Raw genomic sequence first — 12,881 nt, 5'->3', positions numbered from 1 at the left:
GCTTACTAGACCTCCTTTTCGTAATAGTGCATAAAGATCTCCTCAAGGTCAGGCTCTTCAATCCAGAGGTTGGCAATTTCTGTCGCGGCAATTTTTTTCATAACATCGTTAATATTTCCTTTAAAAATAAAGCTGGTAACGTTATTGTTAACCTCTAAATTGTTAACGCCGCTAATATTGAAGTAATTTCTGTCAAGTTGGGTTTTTGTTTCAATTTTAAACTTTTTATAGTTGTTTTCTTGCAAGGTGCTAATCTTTTCAACGGTGACAATCTTGCCTTCCTTAATAATGGCGACGCGATTGCATAGTCTTTGAACCTCACTGAGGATGTGTGACGAAAAGAGAATCGTCGCACCTTTTTTATTCTCTTCCTCGAGGAGCTCAAAGAATTTCTGCTGCATGAGTGGATCGAGGCCGCTCGTTGGTTCATCGAGAATAATCAGTTTCGGCTCATGAAGCAGCCCCTGAACAATCCCGACCTTCTTTTTATTTCCCAGGGAGAGGTCATCGATTTTTTTATTAAGATCGAGATCCATGATTTCCGCCAATTCTTTGATTCGCTTATTGCAATCCTTTTTATAAAAACTAGCTGAGTATTTTAATAGGTCCTTTACTTTCATATTGTCATAGTAAAAAACTTCTGACGGAAGGTAACCAATTTCTTTTTTGATTTCAGGAGCTGCTTGCACACAATCCTTGCCAAAAATCGTTGCACTGCCGCTGGTTGGGTAAATGAGTGACAACAGGGTGCGGATGGTTGTCGATTTACCGGCCCCGTTTGGCCCAATGAAACCAAAAATCTCGCCTTGTTCAACATGAAAGCTGATGTCGGTAATTCCTCTTGCCTTGCCGTACGTTTTTGTCAGGTTATTAATTTCAATTACATTCATCTTTGCGCCCCCCTTATTTATAAAAACATGTCGTTAAAACCTCGAAATACTCTTCTGCTTTGATTTGCAGTTGTTGAAAATCGATTTCGTGTCCGGGTGACAGCTTTGCTTTGTTAAGCTCCTCTTCGCTTAATTTTTCAAAGGTCCAGGTAATAATCTTGAGGATTTTTTGAACATCGACGTCTTCTCGGAACTTCGACAAATCAATGCCTTGGTAAATTTTCCCAAAGTTGATATCCGTCAGTTCCTTTATCCGTTTTCCTAATTCGATTTTTATTAGTGGCGAGTCCTCAAAATATGCCTCTTCGATAAATTTAAAGATGTCCGGATACTGACTGAGTAAGTCCATTTTGATCGATACTGCATGCCGGATTCTTTTGAAAAAATCTTCCTCCGAAAAATTAATTTTTTTGTAAAATTCATCCGCAAGCAATTCGTAGCAATAATCAAACAAAAATAAGTAAAGCTGCTTTTTGTTTTGGAAATAATGAAACAGCAATCCCTTTGATATTTCCGCTTCTTTCACGATTTCATTAGTCGAGGCTGATGAATACCCTTTCTGGGCAAATTCCTTTATGGCAGCATTGATGATACGGTCTTGTTTTTCTTTATCTAGGTTGAGAAATTTCGAAAACATTGTTGTGTTTCCTCCTTTAAACGCTATTGACCACATCAGTCAATAGAGCCATTATATTCCCGCTGACCCACCTGGTCAATAGGTGGCAAGTTATATTTTTTACAAAATTATGAACTGTTTGTAATCGGTATAGTATGGCTTTCCAACAAGTACATTGCACCTATTGGGGGGTAATTCGTGGATAGGTGAGGGTAAAGTTTGCTTTTTATAGAATAATTCGTGAATCGAGAGTAAATTTCGTTTATCGGAGAGTATTTTCTTTCAATGAGAGTAAAATACTCTTATCCGAGAGTAAACTCTCCCATGCACTGTGTGTTTCTAAAAACGTGTTACCGCTCTCTCAAAATGATATGATATATATGAAAAAAACTTAATAAAGGGGAGTGCGTTAAATTGAAAAACGAATTGATTGAAAGGTTTACTTCCTATGTTAAAGTAGATACGCAGTCTGATGAAAACAGTGAAACCTGTCCATCAACTGAGGGGCAGTGGACGCTGCTTCACATGCTAGTCGATGAATTAAAAACGATTGGCATGGAAGAGGTGACGATTGATGAAAATGGCTATGTGATGGCGACTTTACCGTCCAACACAGAAAAGGAAGTCCCAACCATCGGCTTTCTCGCCCATGTGGACACAGCAACCGATTTCACCGGCACGAATGTCAATCCGCAAATCATCGAAAACTATGACGGCGGAGAAATCAAGCTTAACGAGGCCCTTAAGGTGGTCATGTCACCAACAGACTTCCCAAGCCTAAAAGAATACAAAGGGCACACATTGATCACGACCGACGGCACGACGCTCCTTGGCGCTGATAACAAAGCCGGCGTCACCGAAATCATGACCGCGATGGCCTACCTAACCGCACATCCGGAAATCAAGCACGGTAAGATCCGCGTTGCGTTCACGCCGGACGAGGAAATTGGCAGGGGACCACATAAATTTGACGTTGCGGCCTTCGAGGCCAAATACGCTTATACCGTTGACGGCGGCCCGCTCGGGGAGTTAGAGTATGAAAGCTTCAATGCTGCCTCAGCGAAAATCACGGTCAAAGGCACCAATATCCACCCAGGTTCTGCTAAGGACAAAATGGTCAACTCGATGAAAATTGCGATGGACTTACATAGTAAGCTGCCAGCACAAGAAGCACCGGAACATACCGATGGCTACGAAGGCTTCTACCATCTGCTCTCCTTCAATGGCGATGTAGAACTAACAAAACTGAACTATATTATCAGAGACCATAACAAGGAAATCTTCCAGGCAAGAAAAACGACGATTGAAAACATCGTCAATGAATTCAAGGGGCAATACGGCAGTGACAACATCATTCTCGAATTGAACGATCAATATTACAACATGGGTGAAAAAATCAAACCAGTCATGGAAATTGTCGACATTGCCCAAGAAGCGATGGAAAGCCTTGATATCAAACCGATTATCAAGCCAATCCGCGGCGGCACTGACGGTTCACAGCTTTCCTACATGGGGCTGCCAACACCGAACATTTTTACCGGCGGCGAAAACTTCCACGGCAAATACGAGTTTATTTCCGTCGATAACATGATTAAAGCCACACAAACGGTGATTGAAATCATCAAACTGACCGAACAAAAAGCTTAATTTTTTTAAAAAAGCTAACCCGGGGAAAAGTCACGGGTTAGCTTTTTCATAAACCTTCCAATCCTTCAAAAAGTGCTGCTGCACACTGCTTAAGACAAGAAACGGTCTCCTCAAGCTGGGCATTCAGCTGCTCCACTGGCCATTTTCCAGCGTCCGCATCCAAGTCCTTTTGAATAAGCAAAATCATCCAAATTGAGAAAATAGCTGAAAACAAATAGTACTCGTGCAAAAACGCCTCGCCATCAAGCTCCAGCTCCACCTCAGCAAGATAGGATCGCAAAGCGCGCTCCCGAAACTGGCTGGTCATTTTTTTAGGAAAAAGGGGATGGGACATGTCAAGCACATGGTACAAATCCCAGTAGGGTGTGTTTAAGTGCAGATGCTCCCAGTCTAACACCGCAAACCTATCAGCAGTGACCGCAAAATTCCCCGAATGCAAATCTCCGTGCGACAAAACCAATTTCTTCGAAAATACCAATCTATCAAACAGAGAGAAAATAGGCCGAACTTGCCGCTCCTCCATTTGCAACTTCGGCAGTAATTGAAAAAATTTCTCCTGCTGCCTGCTAATGTCGGCAACAATTTCCTCAATCCGCGGTTTCAGACCAGAACTCGGCACATCCGTAAATTGATCAGTCGGAAGGGAATGCCACCAGGCCGCCCATTTGATCACACCTAAAACAGTTTCCCCGTTAAAATCGTGTGAAAGCTGGCCAAGGTCCTCGAGAATCATCCAATTTAAATCCGGAGAATCACTAATCTGATAGGAAATAATTTTTGGAAAAATGGCTGGAAATGAGGGGAGGACATGCTCATGGACCCACACCTCGCGGCCTAATTGACCATTATTCGTTAATGGTTTAAAAATATAGCTAGCCGAAGGAGACAAATAGAATCTTTCGACAAATCTTCCATTCATCCCTTGATAAAGGGGTTCCTTCTTCAGGATTAGCCCTTCATTTAACATCCCGTTGGCTAAGACAATGTTTTCAGGCAGTTCCATAGACCACCCACCTATTCATATTCGTTTTAAGTTACCCAACATCCAAATTCTCAACATCAGTAAAAAGCTGTCTTTTCGGAAATTCCTCCAAGGTACCAGGCAGGGGAAACAGGTCGGACAGTCTTTTCACTTGGCCATCATCTGTTTTAAAAACAATATGCTCACGCGTGAATTTCCGCGGTGTATCGATGCCGCATGCAGCTCCGAGGGCATAAAGTCCTTGGCGGACATTGATAATATAATTCATCACACGCCATTGCTTTTCCTCAGACACAAGCGCTTCTTGATATTTCGGGTCGGTCGTCGTAACACCTGCCGGGCATTTACCGGTATGACACTGCATCGCCATAATGCAGCCATTGGCAATCATAAAGCCGCGCGCAGAGTTGACCGCATCGGCACCAATCCCAAGCGCAATCGCAATTTTATCGGCAGAAATTAGTTTCCCGGAGGCAAAAATTTTCAACTTATCACGCACGCCAAACTGCCATGCCTTGTCAACAACAGCCACTAAAGCCGGATATAGCGGAAGTCCCATACTATCCGCCATCGATTTGTACGTGGCACCCGTGCCGCCTTCACCGCCGTCAACGGTGATAAAATCAGGATAAATTTTCAGTTGATTCATTGCCTCGAAAAATTCATCGAGGTTCGAATGATAGCCGACGACGATTTTGATGCCGACAGGTTTGCCGCCTTCAGCTTGTAATGTTTGGATAAACTGCAATGTTTCATAGGAATTATGCAAAAATGGAAAACGGTTCGGCGAATTAATCGTCTGCCCTACAAGCACTTTACGAATGCTGGCCACTTTTGGCGTGACCTTCGAGCCTTCGAGATGACCGCCACGGATTTTTGCCCCTTGACCAAATTTAAGTTCGAATGCTTTCACATTTGGTTCGAGTGCCTTCAACTTAAATTCTGCCAGCGAAAAATTCCCATCCGGATCACGGTAGCCAAATAAACCAGGACCAATTTGCGCGACAACATCGGCACCGCTTTCTAAGTGTTCCGGCGCAATGCCGCCTTCACCGGTATTAATCCATGAACCGCCCGCCATACTGCTGCCGCGGCCTGTCGAAAGGATATAGTGTTCCCCAACCGCCCCGTAAGAGGTTGCCGAGGCGCCGAAGGGTCCACACAGACGCCACGGGAAATCCCGCTCCGGACCAACGACAATCGCGTCCTCTTCAGGAAAGAGCCAGCGGGTAACCTCATCCTTTTCAATGTGTTCTCTTCGAGTAAACAAGCCTTCATGGTCAATCTTGTATTTCATCGCATGAATTTTTTCTTGATTGTCGACCCTCAATTCTTCATTTAACAACGGGAATAAACCGTTGGCTATATAATAGCCTGGTTTTTCAAAGTCACGTTTGGAACCAAAGCTTAACAGGTCGCTGCGATATTTGGCGGAAAAAACAATCCCCAAGAAGTCGGAGCGTGAAAAGGGACCGCTGCCATTATCGCTGTCAAACCAATATTGCCTGAGCTCAGGACCCATTTTTTCCAACAGGTAACGCATCCAGCCCAAATACGGATGGGCGCGGATAATCGAATGCTGCGGTTTTTTTGCGACAAAATGGAGCCAGATAAACAAACAAAGTGGAGCACCGATAAAAACAACCAATAAAATAAGCAAAACCGTCAATAACAAATTCATTTCCCCCTCGGGTGTCAGGCACCATCCCACTTTAATAACATATGTACAATAGCAATGTGTTTAAACCTAATTTTACCACAACGGACTACTTTCGAGCAGGAATTATTAATTTTGAAAGCTATTTAATATACTGAAAAACTCGCTTAGAAACTCATAAAACAGCTTTTCTGTTGGGAGCAGTTCGCGCTCACTGGGAATAATCACCCCGACGGTCCGGCTAACGTTAGGCTCCGTAATTGGAATCTTAACCGTTGAACGCGGCAGGCTGTCAATTAAGGTAATCTCAGGAATCAGCGTCACCCCAAGCCCGGCTGAGACCAAGCCTTTAATAGCGTCAATATCCTGCCCCTCAAATGATACCTTTGGCTGGAACCCAAGCTGATTGCAAGCATTAACAATAATTTCTCGCAAGACAAAACCATTTGGAAAGAGGACAAAGGAATCCTCGCGCAATTCACTTAATGTTAAGATCCGTTTGCTGGCAAGCGGATGGGTATGCGGCACTAGGGCAACAATATTTTCAGTAAATAATGTTCTTCCTTTAATTTTTTTTTCCTTTTTCGGCACCGGACCAAGCAGCGCAAGGTCAAAATCCCCTTTTATAACACCATCAATTAAATAGGGGTAGGACCCTTGATTTAGCTGAAATTTCACTTGCGGATAGCGCTCGCGAAATGCGGAAATACAAGTTGGCAGTATGTAGGCCGCCAGACTGCTTGGAAAGCCAATCCGAATCGTTCCTTTCTCCGGGTCCAAAAATTCCTCCACTTCCCGTTTGGCATTGTCAATCAGCTTCATCGCCTGCTCCATTTGCTCCAAAAATAGGGATCCAATCGGCGTCAGCTTCACATTTCGTCCTTCTCGAATAAATAAATCGACACCTAACTCCGCTTCCAAATTGACGATTTGTCTGCTCACTGCGGATTGGGCGACATGCAGGGCGTGGGCGGCCTCGGTCACATGCTCCCGTTTGGCCACCTCGATAAAGTATTGAATCTGTCGTAACTCCATCAAATTCCACCTCATTTTTTCAATCAATCTATTTTCGGCATTAATCTTATCTATTTTTCATATTGCTTAGATTATTTATCAATTATAAAATAAAACGATACTAATATGAAGAATATTCGGATTTTATATACGGCATAATAATGACTTATTTTATAAAAGGGGTGAATTCTATGCAAACAATTGAGGATGTAAAACAATCGGGGACACAAGCAGCAAGGAATTATGTGAATGACGTGTTCGAAACCGTGAAAAATCGCAATGCCTTTGAAAGTGAATTTCAGCAAGCGGTAAAGGAAATCTTTGATTCCCTTGTACCGGTTTTTGCGAAACACCCAAAATATATCGAGCAAGGGATACTAGAAAGAATCGTCGAACCGGAACGAGTCATTACCTTCCGGGTCCCATGGGTAGATGATTGCGGCAGAGTCCAGGTAAACCGCGGATTCCGTGTTCAGTTCAATAGCGCTATCGGTCCTTATAAAGGGGGATTGCGCTTCCATCCATCCGTGAATGCCAGCATTATTAAATTTTTGGGCTTTGAACAGACTTTCAAAAACTCTTTAACCGGCCAGCCAATTGGCGGTGGTAAAGGCGGTGCTGATTTCGATCCAAAGGGTAAATCAGACGGCGAAATTATGCGCTTCTGCCAAAGCTTCATGACCGAGCTTTCTCGCTATATTGGTCCGGATGTCGATGTTCCGGCAGGGGACATTGGCGTCGGGGCAAGAGAAATCGGCTATATGTTTGGCCAATACAAGAAAATCCGCGGCAGCTTTGAAGCAGGAGTGCTGACAGGAAAAGGCCTCGGCTATGGCGGCAGCCTAGGACGAACAGAAGCGACAGGCTATGGCACCGTTTATTTTGTCCACGAAATGTTAAAGGACAAAGGGTTAAGCTTCGCCGGCAGCACGGTCGTTGTATCCGGCTCCGGCAATGTTTCTATTTATGCGATGGAAAAAGCAGCGCAGTTTGGCGCCAAGGTCGTTGCCTGCAGCGATTCCAATGGCTATGTCTATGACGAAAATGGGATTGATTTAGAAACCGTCAAACAATTAAAAGAAGTGGATCGCAAACGAATCAGCGAATATGTGAAGTTCCACCCGCACGCCCAGTACTTTGATGGATGCTCCGGAATCTGGTCCATCCCATGTGACATTGCCTTACCATGTGCGACTCAAAACGAAATTGATGAAACCTCAGCCAAAATCCTTGTGTCTAACGGCGTCAAAGCAATCGGCGAAGGCGCAAACATGCCGTCAACACTGGACGCGATTGATGTATTCCTTAATAGCGAAGTGCTATTCGGCCCTGGAAAAGCAGCTAATGCCGGTGGTGTCGCTGTTTCCGCCTTAGAAATGGCACAAAACAGTGCAAAATTGTCGTGGTCGTTTGAAAAAGTAGATGCCAAACTCCACCATATCATGATTAACATTTATAAAAACAGCGTAAAAGCCGCTGAAGATTACGGCTTCCCAGGTAATCTCGTGGTCGGCGCCAATATCGCCGGATTCCTAAAAGTTGCCGATACAATGATCGCACAGGGTGTCATTTAAAAATCTCCTTAATAGGAGATTTTTTTATTTGTATGTTTTCGACTTCGGCTGGTTACATTAACATTGGTTCAATTATCAAGGAGGTTTTGCGATATGGATAATAAAGATACCCATGAGTTTGTCGAAAAGCTGCAGGAAAATCAGGAAAAGGCCAAGAAGAATAAAGAACAGCATGGCAAAGGAAATCCAAGCGGGAAACTGCCGAATCATAAGCATTAGTTGGCTGCACACGCATCCAGCTGCCAAATAAAACAAACAGCCCCGCAATAAGACAATGCGGGGCTGCAACCTTTTACTTATTCATATTCGCCAAAAACCCGCCAAGCAGGTCGTCTATATCAGGTTCTTCTGTTTCATCCGTTTGCTGAGGCTTCTTTTTTGCACTTTCCCAATCAAAGTCATCGAGATCATCCGCGCTATCCTTTAAGTCAATCGCCGCGGCTATTTCGTCGTGACCGCTGACTTCTACATCAGTTGAATCAGTAAGTTCATCGTGACCGCTGACTTCTTCTTCAGTTGAAGCAGCAAGTTCCTCAGGAAATATTTCCTCCTGTAAATACAACGCCTCTTCTATATCCAACGAGTTACTATTTAAGGCAGCGAGTAGGGAAGTCGACCGAACAGGGTCAGAAATCAGCTGATAAACAATGCTCCCTAATAACGCCTCGGAATGCTCATGCTTTAACCAATCCCGCTGTATCTTCGTCAACTTTTTCGGAAGCGGAATGGTAACAGACTCCTTTTCCCTTGAAAAAGAACTGCTTACACCCTGTACCACAAACTCCGCCAGTTTACTGGAAAAGTTTCGTCTTTCTGTTTCCTTTAATTTTTGCAGCTGTTTTAAAATATGGTCCGGGATATCGGAAGGGACGCGAAAAGACAGCGCCTGGCCTCTGTTAATTTCATTTGCGGCAGTTTTTTTCATCGGATCACCCTAATTTAACTCTTTACCGGGTCAGCTTTTTGTTTCTCCGTTCTTCTAACAAAGTCGGTAATTAGCTTATAATAGGCATTGGCCATCATCCAAATACTTTCCTTATCATCTTCAAAGAATTCAATATTATATCCGTCCAAATTGTTATTTAATGTTTTTAGATAATCCTTTAAAACATGGGAGCCGCCGCCGACAAAGTAACAAATTTCCGTTTGCGAGTTCTTTGACCACACATTTCGCAATAAACGGTATTCCTTTTTCGCTAAATCAAGAAGGATGCGATCAGTAATATCGTGAACACTCGTCCTGCTTCCTTTGACCATGATATGGTTACGGTTGTTTTTCCGTGTAATAATTTCAACGACATCACGGCGGCTGTCGAGCTCTACGCCATGTTTCGTTCTAATTTCTTCACGAATAGCCTCCAATGATTCCGACACCCCTAAGTTAAATCCCTGTGCCTTATCATCGTCAACATTGCGATTCTTAATGACCGCGATATCTGTTGAAAGCCCGCCAATATCTTGAATTAATATCCGCTTATCAATTAAATCTTTATTAATAATTTTTAAGTTATTATCCATCACAAGGTTAATAAAGGCGGCAAATCCTTCTGGATAGACCTTTACTTCAGTAAATTTAATATTTACCTTTAATCCCTGATACTTCGGTGTGACGAGAAATTCGACCTGATGAACGGAGCCGATTAATTTGGAGCGGTAGCCGGCGTCCTTGCCTTCCTTTACTTCCCTTAACGGAAGGCCCGTTCCCAGCGTATAGTTGGCATCAATGACATTCTTTGTGCGTGGAAACTCCCCTTTTACCGCATCTAAGGCCAGTGCTGCAAACAGCATAATTAACGTTTGATCTTCCTCTGACTTGCTGCTGCCAGGGTCTAATTCGGCAGCGTTATTACTTTTAGCTGCTAAATTTCCAACACGATAGATGAGATTATTCTCCTTCAGGGCAGGGGAGTGCACCTTGATATGAATCCCATCCATCGGCTCTTTTGTATCCAGCTCTTCAATACCGATTACAGGCCGGTCTTCCGTGTCTCTTGCGACAATGTTAGGAATATTCAATTCATACTCTAATTCTCCGAAAATAGCCTTGATGGAGTCATTGCCTACATCGACTGCAGCAATTCTTGATTTAGTCATAAAAAATCATTCCTTCCGATTTAATAGTTTTATGTGTAAAGGTAGTTATGTATCTCTCGTCCGTCCTCTTAAGGCTATAGTAGATTAATAGATTCTTCAATGGGGGGACCAAAACGAAATACAAGTGTAAAAAAGTAAACATTTTGTAAACATTGAAAGCCACGTAAACATATTTGTATACATTGCTGACAATATTGTATACATGGCGTAATTGGGGGATGTACACAGATTTGTATACATGTAAACGAATTTGTAAACAAGATGTATACGAAAAGTAAACAAGTTTACATCTTTGTAAACGATGCCCTGAATGTTACAAATATTTCAATCCTACCCCTAATAAAAACAAAAATAAGGCACCCTATAATGGGTGCCTTCGAAAAATATTAGACTGTTAAATTCCAAATGATTTCTTACACCATCTACTGCATGACCTTCCAGAACTCACCGGCTACTGCTTGATATCCAGTTAAGCTAAGGTGGATATCCTGTGGATTTGGCAGGTATTCTTTATATTTGCTTGCAATCAGGATATCAGTTGGGACAAAAGTGTCGCCGTGCTGGATAGCCTGTGCTTGAATTTGCCCATTTAATCCTTGCATTAATTGCAATATCTGTTCTTGCTGTTCTTGCGGATAATATGGCAATGGGTTGTAATAGCCCATAACATATACCTTTACCTTCGGATTCAGTTGATCAATTTTACCCAAGATGGTGTTTAAATTTGCTGCTATTGTTCCAATTACCGCTGGTGCTTGAGCAGGATTTGTTTGAAGAACAGGAAGAAAATCATTGGCACCGATATCAAGGGTAAGATGGGTCGCTTTTTTGATTTCCTTTTGAACTTCTGCTTTATTTAATTGGGCCATTAGATCAGCAGTTGTAAATCCTGAAACACCATAGTTTACAAAATCAAGTAACTGGTAGGATTTTTTGAAATTTTCGGCAATATAATTAGGATAACCCCAATCTAAATCTACACCGTTTACCGGAATTCTATCTACACCCAATGGAGTCATACCCGCTGCCAAGGAATCACCTAAGGCAACATACTCAACCTGAACCCAGACACCATCTTCGCCTAAAATATACCCGTTAATTGTTGTTTTTGCCGCCATTTCTCCACTTGTATAGAGATAATACCATTTCCCGTCAATTTCTAACCAGCCGGTTGCCATGGCACCGCTGCCAGTAAGGAAATACTTCTTCCCGGCTTTATCGAGCCAGCCGGTTTTCATGGCTCCGCTGGATTCTAGGTAGTACCACTTGCCATTAAGGGAAGTCCAGCCCGTTCTCATGGCACCGCTCGCATCGAGATAGTACCATTCATTGCCGGTTTTTAGCCAGCCGGTCTTCATTGCTCCAGACTTTTCTAAATAGAACCACTTACCGCTGCTTGATAACCAGCCCGTTTTCATGGCCCCGGACTTTTCGAGGAAATACCACTTGCCGCCATTTAACAACCAACCGGTTTTCATGGCGCCGCTTTTTTCGAGGAAATACCACTTGCCATTATTTAATACCCAGCCGGTCTTCATCACACCGGAGTTATCTAAGAAATACCAAGTTCCCCCTTGAGAAAGCCAGCCCTTTTGTGCAACACCATTACTATAAAAATACCAATTACCATTTGCTAGGACCCAGCCATTCGTGCTGACAGAATATCCATTTGCTTTAGCAATGGAATCGAAGCTGCTATCACTATAGGTGATAATTACTGGTGTATACAGCTGTATTTTGTCATACAGCCAACGGACCTCTTCATTATGCATCCGTACACAGCCGGAACTGACATACTTGCCTATTGAACTCTCATTTGCATTTCCATGGATGGCATATGTTGTACCATACGTACCCATTGCTTCTAACCCCATCCAGCGGTTGCCTAACGGGTTTCGCGGGTCGCCGCCTGGAATATTCTCCTTGTAATACGGACGATTGACAATCTTAGTTACAATCCTAAAATTACCTTCCGGGGTTAAATCCCTTGATCTACCTGTTGCCACCTTAAAGGTTTTGACTAACTTCCCGCCATCATAATAGGCGAGTGTGTTAATCTTTTTGTTAATAATAAGCAATTGCGAACTGCCTGCCGCATCTGTTTGAGTGGTAAAGAAAAAGATACTAAACAGCAAAACAAAAATTACCGATATTTTTTTCATATCAATCTCCCTATTATGTAGTTTATATTACAATAACATGACACACAGAAGAATTTTGTCACAATTTGGAGAAAGAATTGTAATATTTTTTGATTTTAATAGAAAAAAAGAATAATTGCCACTTTTTTCTTCGACATCCTTATCCATTAGGCAAAAATAGGAAAATGGTGCCTGACACCCATGAACTTGAAAATAAGCTGACAGTTGGGTATTCTTAGACTAAAATTATCCGCTTAAGGTGTGGT

At 42.8% G+C, this 12,881-nt stretch carries 11 protein-coding genes; 3 read left to right on the top strand and 8 right to left on the bottom strand.

What is annotated here, in order from left to right; genetic code table 11:
• Positions 1 to 5: 5 nt before the first annotated feature.
• The gene (locus BANVL01_RS18010) at positions 6 to 890 is read right to left on the bottom strand and encodes an ABC transporter ATP-binding protein (protein WP_066094185.1); all 885 of its coding nucleotides are present in this window, start codon (positions 888 to 890) and stop codon (positions 6 to 8) included.
• A 13-nt stretch (positions 891 to 903) separates the two neighbouring features.
• Entirely contained in the window at positions 904 to 1,527 is a 624-nt protein-coding gene (locus BANVL01_RS18005; RefSeq protein WP_066094186.1) for a TetR/AcrR family transcriptional regulator, read from the bottom strand.
• A 393-nt stretch (positions 1,528 to 1,920) separates the two neighbouring features.
• Here BANVL01_RS18005 and pepT point away from each other — a divergent pair, with 393 nt between their 5' ends.
• Positions 1,921 to 3,153 carry a peptidase T gene (pepT, locus tag BANVL01_RS18000; protein ID WP_066094189.1) on the top strand — a complete coding sequence of 411 codons (1,233 nt, stop codon included), beginning with the start codon at positions 1,921 to 1,923 and terminating at the stop codon, positions 3,151 to 3,153.
• A 46-nt stretch (positions 3,154 to 3,199) separates the two neighbouring features.
• On the opposite strand, the gene BANVL01_RS17995 is transcribed toward pepT, so the two are convergent.
• The 3 genes from BANVL01_RS17995 to gltC form a co-directional block, all read right to left on the bottom strand.
• Positions 3,200 to 4,156 carry a phosphotransferase family protein gene (locus tag BANVL01_RS17995; protein ID WP_066094193.1) on the bottom strand — a complete coding sequence of 319 codons (957 nt, stop codon included), beginning with the start codon at positions 4,154 to 4,156 and terminating at the stop codon, positions 3,200 to 3,202.
• Positions 4,157 to 4,187: 31 nt separating this feature from the next.
• Entirely contained in the window at positions 4,188 to 5,816 is a 1,629-nt protein-coding gene (locus BANVL01_RS17990; RefSeq protein WP_066094197.1) for an FMN-binding glutamate synthase family protein, read from the bottom strand.
• A 105-nt stretch (positions 5,817 to 5,921) separates the two neighbouring features.
• Positions 5,922 to 6,827: a glutamate biosynthesis transcriptional regulator GltC gene (gene gltC, locus BANVL01_RS17985; protein ID WP_066094199.1), complete on the bottom strand. Its 906-nt coding sequence runs from the start codon at positions 6,825 to 6,827 to the stop codon at positions 5,922 to 5,924.
• 170 nt (positions 6,828 to 6,997) lie between these two features.
• Between gltC and gdhA the strand changes: the two genes are divergently transcribed.
• Both gdhA and BANVL01_RS26870 read left to right on the top strand, forming a co-directional pair.
• On the top strand, positions 6,998 to 8,380 hold the full coding sequence (gdhA, locus tag BANVL01_RS17980) for an NADP-specific glutamate dehydrogenase (protein ID WP_066094202.1): 1,383 nt from the start codon (positions 6,998 to 7,000) through the stop codon (positions 8,378 to 8,380).
• Between the two features lie 93 nt (positions 8,381 to 8,473).
• The gene (locus BANVL01_RS26870) at positions 8,474 to 8,599 is read left to right on the top strand and encodes a DUF4023 domain-containing protein (RefSeq protein WP_082805057.1); all 126 of its coding nucleotides are present in this window, start codon (positions 8,474 to 8,476) and stop codon (positions 8,597 to 8,599) included.
• 73 nt (positions 8,600 to 8,672) lie between these two features.
• Here the strand turns inward: BANVL01_RS26870 and BANVL01_RS17975 are convergent, their stop codons facing one another.
• The 3 genes from BANVL01_RS17975 to BANVL01_RS17965 form a co-directional block, all read right to left on the bottom strand.
• Entirely contained in the window at positions 8,673 to 9,305 is a 633-nt protein-coding gene (locus tag BANVL01_RS17975; RefSeq protein WP_066094205.1) for a hypothetical protein, read from the bottom strand.
• Positions 9,306 to 9,319: 14 nt separating this feature from the next.
• Complete coding sequence (locus BANVL01_RS17970) at positions 9,320 to 10,474, bottom strand: ParM/StbA family protein (RefSeq protein WP_066094207.1); 1,155 nt, start codon at positions 10,472 to 10,474, stop codon at positions 9,320 to 9,322.
• A gap of 422 nt (positions 10,475 to 10,896) precedes the next feature.
• Positions 10,897 to 12,636: a L,D-transpeptidase family protein gene (locus BANVL01_RS17965; RefSeq protein ID WP_066094210.1), complete on the bottom strand. Its 1,740-nt coding sequence runs from the start codon at positions 12,634 to 12,636 to the stop codon at positions 10,897 to 10,899.
• Positions 12,637 to 12,881 lie beyond the last annotated feature (245 nt).

Origin of the sequence: Neobacillus novalis NBRC 102450, assembly GCF_001591805.1 — a bacterium.
Lineage (GTDB): Bacteria > Bacillota > Bacilli > Bacillales > Cytobacillaceae > Neobacillus > Neobacillus novalis.
The sequence above is the reverse complement of the archived record's forward strand: the minus strand, read 5'-3'. Positions and strand labels throughout refer to the sequence as shown.